The following is a 17530-nucleotide window of genomic DNA, read 5'->3' on the forward strand; positions in this document are numbered from 1 at the left end:
AGATCAGAAAAGACAGAACTGAATTCTGAGTCTTGGCTGATTTTTTTGCAACAGCCCCCTAATTAGTATGATTTGTTATCAAAGAGCAGCAGGTTGTGGCATTTTAAGTCTCTTTAATTGTAATACTAGATTATTTGTTTTTTAGCGCTGAGTTCTAGAATACTACCTCGTTTACTGCTCATTTTACCCCTATAACACCACACCCATATCGCTCTGCTATCTTTATCAATCCCGATTTTTTTCGTTAATGTCGATCTAATTTTCGAGCAAAAAAGCTAAGAAATCATGATCATCATTTTCCCATACTCCGGTGTCTTTTACGTTTTACGTTTTGGCTTATCGCGCCAGGTTGATTCAAATACGAGATACATGTTAACCAAACATAATACTATGTCGTCCATGTAATAATAATTACTTTAAATTCAACTATTAATGTCAATTGTTTTGAGTTTTTGTTAGTTATTGTTCGGTTATAAATTGTGACTCAACGCATGAGTATTTCCGAGTCGTCTCAGAAAGTTGAACTTGTTACAAAAGGTCAATGGCAATTTGAAAGGCAGTGAATATAGACAACCTAAAAAAAATCAAAAACTCATGAACTAAGACGCGGTAATCCAAGTGTAGGAATTAGTCTGAAATAGGCTAATCGTGTTCTGAGCCTAAATCAGTGATGAAAGTGGAAACCGATAGGTTGAAGTGGATCACTTGTATGATTATTTATTGGCTTGATAGTAGGATCGTCGTCACGCATTTGGGTTATTGTACTACAAATGACGATTCGGAATAACTATAGTGAAGGTGCGGATAAAACTTAAATAAAAAAGGTCTTAAGATGGAACTCAATACTATTATTGTTGGCGTCTACTTCCTATTCTTGATTGCAATAGGTTGGATGTTTAGAACGTTTACAAGTACAACAAGTGATTACTTCCGTGGGGGAGGTAACATGTTGTGGTGGATGGTTGGTGCAACAGCGTTTATGACACAGTTTAGTGCATGGACATTCACCGGTGCAGCGGGTAAAGCTTACAACGATGGCTTTGCGGTTGCGGTAATCTTCGTAGCTAACGCATTTGGCTACTTCATGAACTACGCATACTTCGCTCCAAAGTTCCGTCAACTTCGAGTTGTTACGGTAATTGAAGCGATTCGCATGCGTTTCGGTGCAACGAACGAACAAGTATTTACTTGGTCTTCAATGCCTAACTCTGTTGTATCTGCGGGTGTGTGGCTGAACGCATTGGCAATCATCGCATCGGGCATCTTCGGTTTCGATATGAACATGACTATCTGGGTTACTGGCCTAGTGGTATTGGCGATGTCTGTAACGGGTGGTTCATGGGCGGTAATCGCATCTGACTTCATGCAGATGGTTATCATCATGGCGGTTACGGTAACGTGTGCAGTTGTTGCTGTTGTACAAGGTGGCGGTGTTGGCGAGATTGTTAATAACTTCCCTGTACAAGATGGTGGTTCGTTCCTTTGGGGCAATAACATTAACTACCTAAGCATCTTCACAATTTGGGCATTCTTCATCTTCGTTAAGCAGTTCTCTATTACTAACAACATGCTTAACTCTTACCGTTACCTAGCGGCAAAAGATTCAAAAAATGCTAAAAAAGCAGCACTACTTGCTTGTGTTCTAATGCTGGCGGGCGTATTCATTTGGTTCATGCCATCTTGGTACATTGCTGGTCAAGGTGTTGATTTAGCAGCAGCTTACCCAGATGCAGGTAAAAAAGCAGCTGACTTCGCTTATCTATACTTCGTACAAGAGTACATGCCAGCAGGTATGGTTGGTCTACTTGTAGCCGCGATGTTCGCAGCAACAATGTCTTCAATGGATTCAGGTCTTAACCGTAACTCAGGTATCTTTGTTAAGAACTTCTACGAACCAATCGTTCGTAAAGGTGAAGCTTCTGAGAAAGAGCTAGTAACAGTATCTAAGATCACTTCTGCTGTATTTGGTATTGCTATCATCCTTATCGCACAATTCATCAACTCACTAAAAGGCCTGAGCCTGTTTGATACGATGATGTATGTGGGTGCGTTGATTGGCTTCCCTATGACAATTCCTGCTTTCCTTGGCTTCTTCATTAAGAAGACTCCGGACTGGGCTGGTTGGGGTACACTAATTGTTGGTGGTATCGTTTCTTATGTTGTTGGTTTCGTTATCGATGCAGAAATGGTTTCAGCGGTATTTGGTATGGAAGAGCTAACTAAACGTGAATGGTCTGATGTGAAAGTAGCGATTGGTCTAATTTCTCACATCACGCTAACGGGTGGCTTCTTCATGGCTTCTACATTGTTCTACAAGCCACTGACGGCTGAACGTCAAGCGGACGTAGACAAGTTCTTTGGCAACCTTTCTACGCCATTAGTTGCTGAGTCTGCTGAGCAGAAACAACTAGATAACAAGCAGCGTCAAATGCTTGGTAAACTTATCGCAGTGGCGGGTGTTGGTATCTGTACGATGGCATTGCTAACAAACCCAATGTGGGGACGTCTAGTCTTTGTTCTATGTGGTATTATTGTCGGCGGTGTTGGTGTTCTACTGGTTAAAGCGGTTGATGAAAATACGGACTCTAACGAGTTAGCATCTAACGGCTAAATCGAGTATCACGTAAATCTAAGTACTTATTAGAGTTGAAAGCAGAAGCCTAACCGCTTCTGCTTTTTTTGGTTTACGGACAGGGAAAGCCGCAGTGAAAGATGTTGTATAAATAAGCAATGTCGGTGACAAATTAGACCTAACGCCCGAAATTGTCATAATTTTTTCGTAACCTGAGTGTATAAGTTTGAGCTTTGGTTTACTCTAATGTCAGTTTGAGGTTTGGATGTATTGGGAGACAGTCATGTCCAATGAGTGGGACGACTTCGCTGAAACGTGGGAGCAGAACCCTGCTACCGCGGTATTCGCAGAGCGTGCATTTAATGAGTTAAACAAACTTGTTAGTTTGAAAGGATTAAAAGTTCTTGATTTTGGGTGCGGCACAGGATTGCTGGCTCAACAATTATCACCGATAGTGAAAGAGATCGTGGCTCTGGATACCTCAGAGCAAATGATTGAACAGCTAGACGCGAAAGAACTGCCTAATGTAGAACCTGTAGTAGATAGCCTTAGCCGCGGCCTTGTCGCTTATCATCCTGCATTCCGCAGCCAGTTTGATTTGATAGTCGCATCTTCAGTATGTGGCTTTGTTGATGATTATGAGGAAATTGCTAAGGTAGCGAATTCACTACTCAATGAAGGCGGTTTGTTTGTTCACTGGGATTGGCTCGCTGAAAATAATAAAGCGGGCTCTGGTTTAACAGTGAAGCGCTCTCAGAAAGCCCTTGATGGTGCTCTGTTCAGTTCTGTTGATGTGAATACGCCATTTACCGTTGAAACAGAAAATGGTGAGTTGACGGTATTAATGGGCGTGGCCCAAAAGTAATGAAACCGAGTTGATTTAACCGCGAAAGGCGAGCAGGTAGCTCGCTTTTTTATTGGCTGTCGATTATAGGTTCAATCCATACTTTTGGTACAAATTGGTGATAAACCCATCTCGGTGCATGCTGACCATAGCAAGCTTGAGTTGCAGTATTTTGTTCTTGCTGATGTCGAGATTACACGCCAAGCCACTTAGTGACGTATAAAACACTAACTTGGGCTTGAGCATCATCTGGTCATTGAGCATGTAGTGCTCGGCGTTGATTAGCTCAGAAGCCCATAATCCCACCCGTTTTTTTTGTAATTTCCAAAAACTCTGTTGATTTGTTGACGACGTTTCAACGGTAAATCCATGGCTAGTTAAATAGTCACTAATCCCCGCGCCTCGATAGCTGCCTACTACATAGTGCTTTGCATCTTCCATGGTTTCGATCTTGATATCATCGTCTGGGTGTGCAAACAAGCCAAAACGAGAAACCAGCACGGGGCTTATCCATTGATATTTGGCTTCTCGTTCTTGAGATCGGGCTAGCGGAATGATGCATTGGGTGTCATTACGCTCTACGGACAACAGCGCTCGCTTTAGAGGGACAAATTTCAGTTCGTAGTTGATATTAGTACGAGAAAACATTTCATGAACAATTTCAACTAATAAGCCGGTTATGGCGTCACCGTGCTTTACGGCAAAAGGAGGCGCTTCATAGGTTAAGACTTGGATCGTCTTGGCTCCACTGCAAGGGTACGAAGTGATGACAAGCAGCAGGAAGATAGCTTTCCAGTTACCGCCAAGCATTGATGGCCTCCTCAAACGTTTTCGTTATGCCTTTAACGGTTTTGTTGTTCTGGGGTTTTGGTGAGCCGGGCTGATTTAGCCAGTATTCAGGTTTTCGTATGCCATTGAGTTCTGGGCTACACGGATGCGAATGACTCATGGAAAGGGACAGCAAGTGATTGTCTACATCGTAAGCAAAGTCATCTAGCCCTTGTTGTGTGGTTGTTTGACCTTCTATAATTTTGGATATGTTCTTCCACCACATATTAGAGAGGCCGGGATAGTCAGGAACGTTGGTGCCCGTTGGCGTCCATACGTCTCGTGCGGTGCTTCGGTAAAACTCAACGAGGCCACCCAAAAACGGGGCCTGCTCGGTCATAAATACCGAGTCAATGTCAGATTTTCGTATTGGGGTTAAACCAACCAGCGTTTTACGTAGTGACACGGTTTTTGAAACAACAAATTGCGCATATAGCCAAGCAGCTTGTTGTCGTTTTAGTGGTGTATTTTTTAGTAACGTCCAAGCACCAGTGTCCTGGTATCCTGATTTCATTCCTTTCTGCCAGTATTTTCCCAAAGGAGAGGGGGCAACGCGCCATTTAGGTGTGCCATCGACATTTACAACCGGCAAACTGGGGTGAGTTAAATCGGATACAAAAGCGGTATACCAAAATATTTGTTGGGCGATCACGCCTTTAGCTGGCCATTCGCCAGCTTGGCTAAAATTCAGGTTTACCGCTTCATCCGGAGCGTATTGTAACCATTCTATATATTTATCAATGGCGTAAACGGCAGCAGGACTATTGAGAGCACCGCCACGAGCCACGCTAGCACCCGCTGGGCGGCATCCATTAACGCGGATACCCCATTCATCGACGGGCAAGCCGTTAGGTAAACCTGTATCGCCAACCCCCGCCATTGACAGCCAAGCATCAGACAACCGCCAGCCCAGAGAAGGGTCAGTTTTGGCATAATCCATATGGCCATAGATCCTCTGTCCGTCAATCTCGGCAATGTCTTCTGAAAAGAAAGCGGCAATGTCTTCATAAGCTTGCCAATTTTGTGGAACTCCAAGCTCGTAGCCGTAGATCTCCCTAAACCTGTCTTTAAAATCTTTGCGATTAAACCAATCGTGGCGATACCAATAAAGATTGGCAAATTGCTGGTCAGGCAACTGATACAGCTCGCCATCTGGGGCTGTGGTAAATTTTAGGCCGATAAAATCATTTAGGTCAAGCGTGGGGGAGGTGACGGACTTGCCCTCATTAGCCATAAATTGAGTCAGAGACACGATATGCCCGGAACGGAAGTGAGTACCAATTAAATCGCTGTCGTTGATGTAAGCGTCATATAAATTGTGCTTAGTGATTTCTTGCGCCGTGAGTTTTTTCAACACATCGTCTTCACCAGTCAATTCATGGATGACTTTAATCCCCGTGATATCATAGAAAGCTTTGGCTAGCACACTGGCTTCATACCAATGCGTGGTAATACGTTCAGATGTTACTCTGATTTCCATCCCTTTATAGGGTTTTGCCGCATTGGAAAACCAGCGTAATTCTTGCCTTTGCTCTTCTCTTGATAGAGTGGAAGGGTAGAATTCGTTTAACCAAGGATCTATTGAGGCATCAAGGGCGTCGCTCGCAAACAGCCATAACGGACTGAGCGCGAAGCACATTACAAAGAATTGGCGCCATTTCAACATTAACGATTAACCTATAGATATTATTAGTAATAACTATGGCTCACTATTTTTGATATCGCCAATTGTTATGCTCTTCAGTGAGCTAACACACCTTGGCCTCCCCTAGATGTTTCGATGCTATGTCAATCCAGTAAGGTATGATGCTTTTGTTACATGGTGACTTAACTTGAATTGAGCTTAAATGATGACTATTTTCATAAGTTAAATTGAAATTACTTTAATTACCCTCTATTAGGAGGATTTAAATAATAAAGAAAACACGTTATACCTATAAATTGATCTGTTTTTGTTATTAACAATGAAACGTTTCAAAATTATGAATGACTTTCATGAATAAATGAAAAAAATGCTCAACAAATCTAAACCTCACGTGATTAGTTTCATCTTAACTCATGAAATGAAACCGATTACAGATTCGAGTTTTCAATTTTAATTTAATTAAGTTATTGATTTTAATTTGTTATTGTTATTGTTTTTATTTTCTATTTGTTTCATGGATGAATTTCTTGTCACTCGATGTGAGCCGCATCTGACCTTTCAATCGTTTCAAAAATTACTATAAATCTCGAACCAATAATAAGTGTTTACCTACAAATCGGATTTATAGGAATAAATATGAAAAATTTTAAAATTGTCCCTCTTTCGCTTGCAGTGGCTGCAGCCGTTACGTCTCTGTCTACATTTGCTGCGGATGCAGATATTGATGCATTGACCAAACGAATTCAAGAGCTTGAAACTAAGTTAGAGACAGATTATGTCTATGATCAGCAGCAAGCGATATTAACACCTGATACTGAAGTGCCTCTTGGTCTGGTTTTTTCTGGCTATGCTCGTTACGGTGCACACCATGCCAGTGGCGATAATCGTTACGTACAAGTGGGAAGCTCTGGTGCCGCAGTCGGTCGTTTAGGTAACGAAGCAAACGGTGGTGAAATCCAATTTGCTAAAGCATTTAAAACGGATGCAGGTGCAATTTGGGATGTGGTCTTCATGCTTGATCAATGGGGTGTTGATCAGTGGAGTTCACCTGGCGGCGTTAACTTGAAAAAAGCCTATGCAGGCGTGACGAATGTATTTGCAAGCCAACCAGATGTTTACATGTGGGCTGGTCGTGACTTCCATCAGCGTCCACAACAAGGTCTGAACGACTATTTTTGGATGAGTCATGATGGTCAGGGTGGTGGTTTCCACAACTTTAACTTTGGCGGCGCAAAATTTGATTTAGCCTTTGTTGCTCAAGTGGATTCAGGTGATGGTGGCGCACTCGGTAATGATAACGGCAGATATGCAATTACTTCGAAGCTGCACAGTATTGATGCAGGGATCGGAAATCTAGATATCTACGCGAACTACGGGTTTGCATCAACTGAAGCAGATACGGCAGAAAGCTATGAGTGGGTGTTTAACGACACAACTGGAGCTCCGGAAAAGAAAATCACCGCAGCGACTAAAGTGAGCGACAAAAACACTTGGCAGATTGGTGCAACTCTTGGCTTAGGCTCATCAAACAAGTTGGTTATGAAATACACCGACGGTGGTGATAACTCTGCGTTTGATTTAGCGGGTGACAAAAAAGTGGGTTACGTAAGTATTGAAGGTGGCATTAACCCAAGCGATAGAATGGCGGTTGATTACCTTGCTTCATACAAAACGTTTTCTGGCGAAGATACTGACGACAAAAACGAATACTCTGCAATCGTACGTCCAATGTATAACTGGGATGACGTTCATTCTACTTGGTTAGAAGCAGGTTACGCGATGGAAGATTTTGCAAATGGCGATGAGAAAAATGGTTGGAAGGTGACACTTTCTCAAAATATCTCTATGGGTGGGCTTCCATGGAGCCGCCCAATGCTTCGTTTCTACGCAACCGTGGGTGACGTACAAAGTAAAACTGGCTCAGTTACCGGAAAGAAACAAGACACAGTTAGTGTAGGCGCAATGTGGGAAGCGTGGTGGTAATTAGCGATTAGTTTCTCTGACAGAGTTATAAAATATCTTCACTGTTTTACATCGTTATGGGTGTCCCCCACCCATATGATTATGTCTACTGACATCGTTGAAAGCTCAAGGCAGTAGGGGAATAAAGCTTTCATTAAGTCTCCATTATTTGTGGCCACATTATGTGGCCATTTTTTTGTTTGAAATAAAACAATTTTCACATGGGTGTTGTTATTTTCATTCTTCATAACTAGCAGACCCAAATCCCAAGCCAAATTAGTCGAAATAAGTTCAGTTCCATGAAACAGTTTCATGGCTAATGCTGAATGTACCAGACGACTCAAGCTTTGAATAATTGCGTTTTTTTTGCCAATTTGACTGTGACATGCCTCGCACTATTTCCCACTTAACTCTCTAGAATAAGTTGCATGAAAGCGATTTCGAAAAATCATTCTGAACTGAGATAGGGGGGAACATGTCAACGATTAAAGATGTATCTGATTACGCTGGCGTGTCTCAAGCTACTGTTTCTCGTGTGATAAATGGTACTTGCCGTGTCAGCCATCATAAAAAATTGAAAGTAGAAGCGGCAATTAAAGACCTTGGCTATCAGCCCAACTCTATTGCGCAGGCTTTAGCGTCTCGTCGCACTGGCTCCATCGGCATTGTTGTTCCTGAACTGGGCGGTTCTTTTTATTCAGGTCTATTGCAGTGCACAGAAGAGCAATTGAGAAAGTTGGGTTATCACATTGTCGTCACCGCTGGTTCGAACTCAGAACAAGGACAAATAGACGCGATTGAATTCCTAATGGGACGTCGAGTCGATGGTTTGTTATTGCACACTCAACAAGTGAGTGATGATTATCTGACCAAGCTACACGAAAAAGGCATGCCTTTTGTCGCCTTCAATCGCTTTATTCCTGAAGTGGCTCATAGCTGTATTGATATTGATAACGAGCTTGGAGGCATGTTAGCCACTGAGCACTTAATTGAGAATGGCCATACAAACATCGCCTGCATTACGGGACCTTTAAGTAAATCAGATGCAAGAGCAAGGCTGCAGGGTTACCGGATCGCTTTAGAAAATGCAGGAATTGAATACAACGAATCCATTGTGGTTGAAGCCGGTTTCACGGAAGAAACAGGCGCTTTAGCCATAAATAAATTGATTAAGCGAAATGCGAAGTTCAGTGCCATTTTCTCATCTAATGATGACATGGCGTTTGGCGCATACGAGCAGCTAGGCCGACAAAACTATTCGGTACCTGAAGACATTTCATTGGTAGGTTTCGATAACATCCTTTTCACACGTTATCTCACACCTGCATTAACCACCATAGATTTTCCCGTTGAGCGAATGAGTGCGGAGGCCGTACAACTTCTTGTTCAAAAGCTTAATAAGAAAAAGGAAGACGTGAGATTCAAACTCTCACCTTCACTAGTCATTCGTGATTCTGTACTGAACACCCGGAATGAACTTATATAACAACAAAGGACTATTAACATGAACCTTAAGACTATGACTATTTCAGGAGCGGTTGCTCTTGGTCTTGCTGCAAGTGCTGGCGCTGCGGATTCTTCAATTCGCTTTGATGGCTTCCCTGACTTTGATAGCAGCCTGAAAGTGCTACTGCCTGAATTTGAAAAAGAGTCGGGCATCAAAGTGGATTACCTCATGAACAACCATGGTGATCATCATACTAAATTGACAACCAACCTAGCGACAGGCTCTGGTGCTGGTGATGTCATTGTTGTGGATGTTGAAAAAATAGGTCCATTCGTTGGCTCTGGCGGTTTGGTTAACCTATCAAAGCAGTACGGTGTTGATAAATACGAACAAGATTTTGCCCCGTACGCATGGGCACAAGGTAAAGGCGGCGACGGCGACATGTATGGTATCCCGGTGGATTTAGGCCCTGGTGTTATGTACTACCGTACCGATATTTTTGAAAATGCTGGCATTGACGTAAAAGAAGCCATCAAGGATTGGGATTCATACATTAAAGCAGGTGAAGAGCTTAAAAAACACAACGTACAACTGATTGCATCGGCGGCAGACGTAGCACAAGCCATTATCTTTACAACCGTTCCTGAAGGTGAAGGTCTGTACTTCGATGATAAAGGCAACCCGGTTGTGACATCCGAACGTTTTGTACATGCATTTGAAGTGGCGAAAGAAATCCGTGAGAAAGGACTTGATGGACGCATTCTTGCTTGGTCTAACGAATGGTACGAAGGTTTCCGTACTGGCACGCTGGCGACTCAATTGTCGGGCGCATGGTTACTTGGTCACTTAAATAACTGGATTGCCCCAGATACAAAAGGCAAATGGGCGGTTTCTAACCTACCAGATGGTATCTACGGTAGTTGGGGCGGTTCATTCCTTTCTATTCCAAAGCAATCTAAGCACCAAGACGAAGCGTGGAAGCTGATTGAATACATGACAACCAATGGTGATGTACAGCTTAAGAGCTTTGAAACCATTGCTGCTTTCCCTGCTAACACAACAACGTACGGTGATGACCTGTTCAATGAAGAAGTTGAATTCTTAGGTGGTCAAAAAGCTCGCCAACTATTTGCTGAAGTGGCGAAAAACATTAAACCCGTTCAACCAAGTAAAGGCGACCACGTTGCTCGCTCTATCATCTTGGAAAATGCTCTGATGGAAGTTCTTGATGAAGGTAAAGACATCAAAACAGCACTTAAAGATGCAGAACGTATGATCAAGCGCCGTACACGTAAACTTTAATTCTTTGCTTGTAGTTTGGAGGCACGTTCAGTGCCTCCTGTTTAAGAGGTCGTTATTATGAATCAGGCTACCGACAACGCTATGCAAGTCCCAGCGCGTGAGCCGCTTTTTTCTTTGCAAAATTTGAAAGCGCTTACACCGTACGGGTTCTTATTGCCGTTCTTAGCTATTTTTTCTGTTTTTGGGATTTTCCCGTTACTGTTTTCTGTATTTTTGTCATTCCATGAATGGAACCCGGTCGAAGGCGTTGGTGCCATGGAGTTCGTAGGGTTAGAAAACTACGCTCTGGCTCTGACTGACCCGTGGTTATGGCGCTCGCTCAAAAATACATTCTGGTTAGCCATTACATCGGGTGTTGCGCAGCACTTAGTTGCCATACCTGTAGCGTATATTCTAGTTTCGATGAGTGACCGCTTACGTCATTGGTTGACGTCGGCGTACTTTTTACCGTTCATCACATCAACGGTTGCAGCGTCGCTTATCTTTTTCAATATGTATTCACCAAGCTCGGGCATCATCAACCAAACTTTAATGGCCTTAGCTGACAGCAGTCTATTTGGTTGGGCTTTCTCTTGGGTTAATGATTATCAGCCAATTCGCTGGCTAGATGATGCAGATTTAATCAAACCTTCTATCGCCATCATGGTTTTTTGGAAGTACACCGGTTTCAACATTGTACTTTATACAACAGGGCTCATGACGATTCCGAAAGACATTCTAGAAGCCGCTCGTATGGATGGAGCTAACGCATTCCGTCGTTTCTGGAATATATCGTTACCTATGATTCGTCCATTTGTTTTCTTCGCTATTACCATGACGATCATCGGCAACTTGCAGTTATTTGAAGAACCGTTTGTATTAACTCGTGGTACGGGTGGTACGGGTCAGTCAGGTCTTACGATTTCAATGTACCTCTACAAAGTGGGTTGGGAATGGCTAGAAATGGGTACGGCATCTGCTATTTCATGGTTGCTGTTTGCGTTGATTGCAACTTGTACAACGATTCAATTCTTCTTCTTTGGTAAGAAAGGGTTAGGGGAGTAATACCATGAGTCTTCATGCACTTAAGCCTAATGATAAGGCGATAGAAATTTTAACGAAAGTGGCAATGGCGCTGCTGGCTGCGGTATTGATTACATCAGCGTTAATTACTGTCTTTCCATTTTTTTGGTCTGCGTTACTTTCAACTCGCGATCGTACGGAAATTTTTGGTACAGGCATTAGCTTTGCTATTGGTGACAGCCTTGCGATCAACTATGAAAAATTGCTGCAAATCATGCCATTTTGGCAAGCGATGTTTAACTCGATTTACGTGGCGTTTTTAGGCACGACGATTTCACTACTGTTTTGCAGCATGGGCGGCTATGCGTTCGCGGTATTCCAGTTTAAAGGCAAAAACGTCCTGTTCGGAATGTTGGTTGGCTCAATGATGATCCCACCGGTATTGAGCTTGATCCCTTACTTCATGATCGTGAAATTCTTAGGCTTGATGGATAACCACATTGCGGTGTGGCTGCCGTTCACCGCGACGCCATTTGGTATTTTCTTGATGCGCCAACACGTGATTGCATCAATACCAAAAGAGCTGCTAGAAGCGTCGAAATTAGACGGAGCGGGTGAGTTTAGAACGTACTGGAGTGTGGTTCTACCATTAATGAAACCCGCACTGGCGACGTTGGCTATCGTGCAATTCGTTTTCTTCTGGAACAGCTTTATGAATCCATTGGTTGTGTTAACCACACCAGAAAACTACGTGATCACGCAGGCACTTCGAAGTGTGCAGGGCATACCAAATACCCCTTGGGGCGCGGTAATGCTGGGAACCACGATTTCGATAATGCCATTGGTTGTCACCTATTTATTTGCCTCTAAACAAATGATCAGCGGGTTAACCTCTGGCGCAGTAAAAGGATAGAGATAATGCAAAAGTATCAACTTCCACAAGATTCAAAAATGTTGACGTCCGAGTTTGTGTTTGGCGTAGCAACGTCTTCTTATCAAATTGAAGGTGGCGCAAGCCTGGGCGGGAGAACAGATTCCATTTGGGATACTTTCTGTCGTAAGCCAGGAGCGGTAGCTAACTTCGAAAACGGTGATGTCGCTTGTGATCATTACCATCTTTGGAAACAAGACATCGAGATGATTCATAGCATGGGTGTCGATGCGTACCGTTTGTCTTTGGCATGGCCTCGTATCATGCCAGCAGAAGGCGAAGTGAACCCTGAAGGGTTAGCTTTCTATCAAAACATCATTGACGAGTGCCATGCCAAAGGCATGAAAGTTTACGTTACTTTGTACCACTGGGATTTACCGCAATACCTTGAAGATCGAGGTGGTTGGTTAAATCGTGAAACCGCTTACAAATTTGCTGAGTATGCAGAGGTATTAAGTAAACACTTCGGTGACAGCATTGATGTGTACACCACGTTAAATGAGCCCTTTGTTTCCGCGTTTCTTGGCTACCGCTGGGGCGAGCATGCTCCGGGTATTAAAGGTGAAAAAGAAGGCTTTCAAGCTTCTCACCACCTAATGCTTGGCCACGGGTTAGCCATGCCAATCATGCGCAAAAACGCACCGAAATCACTGCATGGCATCGTGGTGAACGCAACGCCAGCTTACCCTGAGTCTGAAAAAGACATTGGTGCGGCAAAGTATTGCGAAGCAGAGAACTTCCATTGGTTTATCGACCCAGTATTAATGGGGCAATATCCTGCGGTGGTGCTGGAACGTCAAGCGCACAATATGCCACTTATTCTAGCGGGTGATCTGGATATCATCAGCGCTCCAGTGGACTACATTGGCATTAACTACTACACACGCACAGTGGCGCGATTTAATGAAAATGGCGACATTGAACGAGTGCCGCAAACCAACCAAGATCACACGTACATTGGCTGGGAAATCTATCCTCGAGGGTTAACCGATTTGCTCGTTCGTTTCAAAGAACGCTACAGCAACTTGCCGCCGCTTTACATTACTGAAAATGGCGCTGCAGGGGACGATAAATTGGTCGATGGCGTTGTTAATGATGAACAACGAGTGCGTTATTTCCAAGGCCACCTTAATGCGGTTGACCAAGCGATTCGTTTGGGCGTTCGCGTAGACGGTTATTTTGCGTGGAGCTTGATGGATAACTTTGAATGGGCGTTCGGTTACTGCCAACGTTTTGGCATGGTACATGTCGACTATACAACTCAAAAAAGAACCTTAAAAAACAGTGCGATTGCATACCAAAACATGTTGATTGAACGCGCTGAGGAGATGAAATAATGGCTAAAGTAGAATTTAAGCAAATCAAAAAATCATACGGTGACGTAGAAGTTGTTAAGCACTTTGATTTTACTGTAGAAGATGGTGAATTCGTTGTATTTCTTGGTCCATCAGGTTGTGGTAAGTCGACAACGCTGCGCATGTTAGCCGGTTTAGAAAGCATCACAGGCGGTGAGATTTACGTTGGTGGTAAGTTGATGAACAAGATCGACGCCAAAGATCGAGATCTGGCCATGGTGTTCCAAAGTTATGCACTTTACCCCCATATGACAGTATACGAAAATATCGCTTTTGCTTTGAAACTGAAAGGCATGTCTAAGCCAGATATTGATGTAGAAGTGCGCAAAGCAACCAAGATGCTAGAGCTTGATCCCCTGTTGGACCGTAAGCCAAAGGAACTTTCTGGTGGTCAACGTCAGCGTGTTGCGATGGGGCGTGCGATGGTTCGTACACCTAAAGTATTCCTATTTGATGAGCCCCTATCAAACTTGGACGCAAAATTACGTGGTGTGATGCGAGAAGAGATTAAACAGCTTCACCGTGAACTAAAAACCACCACAATTTACGTAACGCACGATCAAATCGAAGCCATGACGTTGGCGGATCGCATAGTGATTCTAAAAGATGGCTATGTTGCACAAGTAGGCACGCCAACGGAAGTGTTCCAACGTCCTGCCAACAAATTTGTTGCTCAGTTCATTGGTAACCCATCGATGAACATGTTGGATGCAACCTTAATCGGCGAGCAGGGTAACTGGCAGATTGAATTAGGCGACATTCGCATTCCACTGCCTGAGCGCTTCCACAAATTGGCGTCTAAAAATCTGGCTTTGCATTTTGGCATCAGGCCGACCGACATTCATTTGCGTGCTGAACAGGTTGACCATGACCGCGTGCTACCTATCCCGGTCAGTATCAAAGACAAAGAACTGCTCGGTGCCAGCATCCTATTGAGAACCAACATTGCAGGACAGCCTTTGATGGTTGAAAGCCAAGCAACGGAAATTGCGCAAAATGACGCAACCTTGTTCTTAGATTTAGATGCCATTCACCTATTTGATGCCCTGAGTGAAAACTCACTAGCGAGCTAAATTGAAGGACGGTTTGTCACAACCGTACCTTATTTAAGACATGTCGGATGATAACGCCTTAACGGAATGTAAGGCGTTTAAGGAACAACAATGAAATTTGGATACTTTGACGATAGCAACAAAGAGTATGTTGCAACCACACCCATCACGCCTATCAAGTGGTGTAATTACGTTGGCACGCTGGATTTTGGTGGTCTAGTTGATAGCAATGGAGGCGTATTAATTTGCAAAGGTGATCCTGCGCTTAATCGCATTACTAAGTACGTCGCCCAGTTGCCTAACTCGGATTTTAAGGGCTCGACGCTTTACTTAAAGGTCACCAATAAACAAGGTGATGTAGAGGTTTTCTCACCGTTTTATACACCTACACTCAAGCCGTTAGACAAGTTTGAAAACCATACCGGTCTTTCTTACACGAACATCATTTCAGAAGCCTTTGGTGTGCGTTGTGAAGCGACGTTCTTTGTGCCAAAGAATCAGCCTGTCTTGCTACAAGACATTAAGATCACCAATATTTCGGATGAAGAACTTCATGTAGACGTAGTACCTGTGTACGAATTCACTCACTTCGATGCGCTAAAACAACTACTCAATGCTGATTGGGTACCGCAGACTATGATGGTGCAGCCGCACACTGAAGAAAGCGGGCACATTGTGCTTGAGCAGTACGCCTTTATGAAGCGAGATTTTGCGGTAAACCTAATGACAGCCGACCGAGTGGCGACGTCTTTTGATGGGGACCGTCAGCAATTTCTAGGTGACTTTGGTTTTGGCAGTTGGGCCGCACCGCAAGCCCTCAACAATCCTGAACTGGGTAACACCGACTGCTTGCGTGGCGATAATATTGGTGCGCTGAATTTACGTCTAGGATGGCTTGCTACTGGTGATACAGAGCGTACAGTGGTTCAGCTTACTCAAATGGAAAGCCTAGAAGCGGCGAAACCATTAATGGCCAAGTATCGCGACCACGCTGAAGTAGACGCGGCGTTTAAGGAATTAGCAGAAGGTTGGGATAGCTACTTAGACATTCTTCAAGTAGACACTCCGGATCCAAGCATGAACTCGATGCTGAATGTACACAACCCTCGTCAGTGTCATACAACCAAAAACTGGTCACGTTACCTCTCGTTATACCAATTGGGTTACGGCGCTCGTGGTATTGGTTTCCGTGACTCTTCTCAGGATACCTTGGGTGTTATCGCTCATATGCCAGAAGAAGCCAGAGAATTCATCGAACGCTTACTGTCAGTGCAAAAGGCCGATGGTTCTGCCATGCACCAGTTCTTTCCATCGACCATGGAAGCCAATGAGGGCGATTCTCGTGAAGAAGAAGATCGTCCGAACTATTACGGCGACGATCATCTGTGGATCATCTATGCCGTAACGCAGTACGTTAAAGAAACAGGCAACGCTGCGTTCTTAGATAAAGAGATTCCATTTTACGAAAAAGACGCCGATGGTGAGCCTGTATCTGCGGCGAGCGTTTGGGATCACTTGTGTCGTTCAATTCATTTCACGTACACCAATACTGGCGCGCACGGCCTGCCGTTACTGGGCTTTGCGGATTGGAATGACACAGTAAACTTACCGACTGGCGCAGAATCTATGATGGTCGCTAACATGTACGGTAAAGCGCTATTGGATATGCTGGACTTATGCGAACTTCGTGATGACGTTGTATTGAGCGAAAAATTTGCCGAGCAATACCAGCAGATGAAAGACGTCGTTAATACTCAAGGTTGGGACGGAGCTTGGTATGTACGTTATTTCGATGAAGCAGGGGCACCTATTGGTTCTCATACTAACGAACAAGGTCAAATTTACACCAACGGTCAAAGCTGGCCTGTAATTTCTGGTTTTGCAACCCAAGAGCGTGCTGCAACGGCGTTGAATTCTGTTTATAGCAAACTGAACACCGCCAATGGAATTAAACTTTCTACGCCAGGATACAACGGGTTTGATCCTAAGCTTGGTGGCGTTTCGACTTACCCTCCAGGTGCGAAAGAAAACGGTGGGATTTTCCTCCACTCGAACCCTTGGGTGATGATTGCCGAAGCCCAAATGGGCAATGGCGACCGTGCCTACGAGTACTATAAGCAAATTAATCCGGCGTCAAAAAATGACAGCTTGGATGTATTCCAGTCGGAACCGTATTGCTACCCTCAAAATATCTTGGGCGATGAGCACAAGCAGTTTGGTTTAGGTCGAAATGCTTGGTTGTCAGGCACTTCTTCCTGGACATACGTCGCGGGTACGCAGTGGATTTTGGGTATTCGTCCAGAAATTGATGGTTTGGTGGTGGATCCGTGTATCCCGGCTAAGTGGCCCGAGTTTAGTGTTCGTCGTCAGTTCCGAGGAGCCACGTATAATATCCGCGTTTCTAACCCACGAAATGTGTGTAAAGGCGTGGCGCAAATGCGAGTGAACGGCGAGGTGATTGTCGGCAATAAAGCCCCTGCCTTTACTTCCGGCGAACATACAATTGAGGTGGTATTAGGCTAACGAAAACGGTGCAGCTTTTGGGCTGCACCTTTCGTTTGGAGCGTTTTCGTTTGAACAATGAATCAAC

General features: G+C 44.0%; 12 protein-coding genes. 10 read left to right on the forward strand and 2 right to left on the reverse strand.

Annotated elements, in window-relative coordinates; all coding sequences use genetic code 11:
- Positions 1 to 832 precede the first annotated feature (832 nt).
- Both QWZ04_RS00615 and QWZ04_RS00620 read left to right on the forward strand, forming a co-directional pair.
- Entirely contained in the window at positions 833 to 2611 is a 1779-nt protein-coding gene (locus tag QWZ04_RS00615) for a sodium:solute symporter family transporter (protein ID WP_290323997.1), read from the forward strand.
- Between the two features lie 244 nt (positions 2612 to 2855).
- Complete coding sequence (locus QWZ04_RS00620; RefSeq protein ID WP_290323999.1) at positions 2856 to 3437, forward strand: class I SAM-dependent DNA methyltransferase; 582 nt, start codon at positions 2856 to 2858, stop codon at positions 3435 to 3437.
- 63 nt (positions 3438 to 3500) lie between these two features.
- Here QWZ04_RS00620 and QWZ04_RS00625 read toward each other — a convergent pair whose 3' ends face one another.
- The gene (locus QWZ04_RS00625) at positions 3501 to 4226 is read right to left on the reverse strand and encodes a substrate-binding periplasmic protein (protein ID WP_290324002.1); all 726 of its coding nucleotides are present in this window, start codon (positions 4224 to 4226) and stop codon (positions 3501 to 3503) included.
- Positions 4213 to 5883, reverse strand: coding sequence for an ABC transporter substrate-binding protein (locus tag QWZ04_RS00630; RefSeq protein WP_435433575.1), 1671 nt, complete (start codon positions 5881 to 5883; stop codon positions 4213 to 4215). Before QWZ04_RS00630 ends, QWZ04_RS00625 begins: the two co-directional genes overlap by 14 nt.
- A 642-nt stretch (positions 5884 to 6525) precedes the next feature.
- On the opposite strand from QWZ04_RS00630, the gene QWZ04_RS00635 reads away from it, so the two are divergent.
- From QWZ04_RS00635 to QWZ04_RS00670, 8 genes are all read left to right on the forward strand, one after another.
- Positions 6526 to 7872 carry a carbohydrate porin gene (locus QWZ04_RS00635; RefSeq protein WP_290324004.1) on the forward strand — a complete coding sequence of 449 codons (1347 nt, stop codon included), beginning with the start codon at positions 6526 to 6528 and terminating at the stop codon, positions 7870 to 7872.
- 454 nt (positions 7873 to 8326) lie between these two features.
- Positions 8327 to 9337 carry a LacI family DNA-binding transcriptional regulator gene (locus tag QWZ04_RS00640; RefSeq protein WP_290324006.1) on the forward strand — a complete coding sequence of 337 codons (1011 nt, stop codon included), beginning with the start codon at positions 8327 to 8329 and terminating at the stop codon, positions 9335 to 9337.
- 18 nt (positions 9338 to 9355) lie between these two features.
- Positions 9356 to 10600, forward strand: coding sequence for an extracellular solute-binding protein (locus tag QWZ04_RS00645; RefSeq protein WP_290324008.1), 1245 nt, complete (start codon positions 9356 to 9358; stop codon positions 10598 to 10600).
- A gap of 81 nt (positions 10601 to 10681) precedes the next feature.
- Positions 10682 to 11644, forward strand: coding sequence for a carbohydrate ABC transporter permease (locus QWZ04_RS00650; RefSeq protein ID WP_435433576.1), 963 nt, complete (start codon positions 10682 to 10684; stop codon positions 11642 to 11644).
- 4 nt (positions 11645 to 11648) lie between these two features.
- Positions 11649 to 12515, forward strand: coding sequence for a carbohydrate ABC transporter permease (locus QWZ04_RS00655; protein WP_290324012.1), 867 nt, complete (start codon positions 11649 to 11651; stop codon positions 12513 to 12515).
- 5 nt (positions 12516 to 12520) lie between these two features.
- Entirely contained in the window at positions 12521 to 13870 is a 1350-nt protein-coding gene (locus tag QWZ04_RS00660; RefSeq protein ID WP_290324014.1) for a GH1 family beta-glucosidase, read from the forward strand.
- On the forward strand, positions 13870 to 14961 hold the full coding sequence (locus QWZ04_RS00665) for an ABC transporter ATP-binding protein (RefSeq protein ID WP_290324015.1): 1092 nt from the start codon (positions 13870 to 13872) through the stop codon (positions 14959 to 14961). Before QWZ04_RS00660 ends, QWZ04_RS00665 begins: the two co-directional genes overlap by 1 nt.
- 90 nt (positions 14962 to 15051) lie before the next feature.
- Positions 15052 to 17463: a glycoside hydrolase family 94 protein gene (locus QWZ04_RS00670; protein ID WP_290324017.1), complete on the forward strand. Its 2412-nt coding sequence runs from the start codon at positions 15052 to 15054 to the stop codon at positions 17461 to 17463.
- Positions 17464 to 17530 lie beyond the last annotated feature (67 nt).

This window comes from Vibrio tapetis subsp. quintayensis (assembly GCF_030409945.1).
In the GTDB taxonomy this organism is placed as follows: domain Bacteria; phylum Pseudomonadota; class Gammaproteobacteria; order Enterobacterales; family Vibrionaceae; genus Vibrio; species Vibrio quintayensis.

What these genes read in the sequence shown, in the direction of transcription:
- QWZ04_RS00650 (WP_435433576.1), top strand. Translation starts at nt 10,682, where the DNA reads ATGCAAGTCCCAGCGCGTGAGCCGCTTTTTTCTTTGCAAAATTTGAAA.
- QWZ04_RS00620 (WP_290323999.1), top strand. Translation starts at nt 2,856, where the DNA reads ATGTCCAATGAGTGGGACGACTTCGCTGAAACGTGGGAGCAGAACCCT.
- QWZ04_RS00640 (WP_290324006.1), top strand. Translation starts at nt 8,327, where the DNA reads ATGTCAACGATTAAAGATGTATCTGATTACGCTGGCGTGTCTCAAGCT.
- QWZ04_RS00645 (WP_290324008.1), top strand. Translation starts at nt 9,356, where the DNA reads ATGAACCTTAAGACTATGACTATTTCAGGAGCGGTTGCTCTTGGTCTT.
- QWZ04_RS00655 (WP_290324012.1), top strand. Translation starts at nt 11,649, where the DNA reads ATGAGTCTTCATGCACTTAAGCCTAATGATAAGGCGATAGAAATTTTA.
- QWZ04_RS00635 (WP_290324004.1), top strand. Translation starts at nt 6,526, where the DNA reads ATGAAAAATTTTAAAATTGTCCCTCTTTCGCTTGCAGTGGCTGCAGCC.
- QWZ04_RS00670 (WP_290324017.1), top strand. Translation starts at nt 15,052, where the DNA reads ATGAAATTTGGATACTTTGACGATAGCAACAAAGAGTATGTTGCAACC.
- QWZ04_RS00625 (WP_290324002.1), bottom strand. Translation starts at nt 4,226, where the DNA reads ATGCTTGGCGGTAACTGGAAAGCTATCTTCCTGCTGCTTGTCATCACT.
- QWZ04_RS00665 (WP_290324015.1), top strand. Translation starts at nt 13,870, where the DNA reads ATGGCTAAAGTAGAATTTAAGCAAATCAAAAAATCATACGGTGACGTA.
- QWZ04_RS00615 (WP_290323997.1), top strand. Translation starts at nt 833, where the DNA reads ATGGAACTCAATACTATTATTGTTGGCGTCTACTTCCTATTCTTGATT.
- QWZ04_RS00630 (WP_435433575.1), bottom strand. Translation starts at nt 5,883, where the DNA reads ATGTGCTTCGCGCTCAGTCCGTTATGGCTGTTTGCGAGCGACGCCCTT.
- QWZ04_RS00660 (WP_290324014.1), top strand. Translation starts at nt 12,521, where the DNA reads ATGCAAAAGTATCAACTTCCACAAGATTCAAAAATGTTGACGTCCGAG.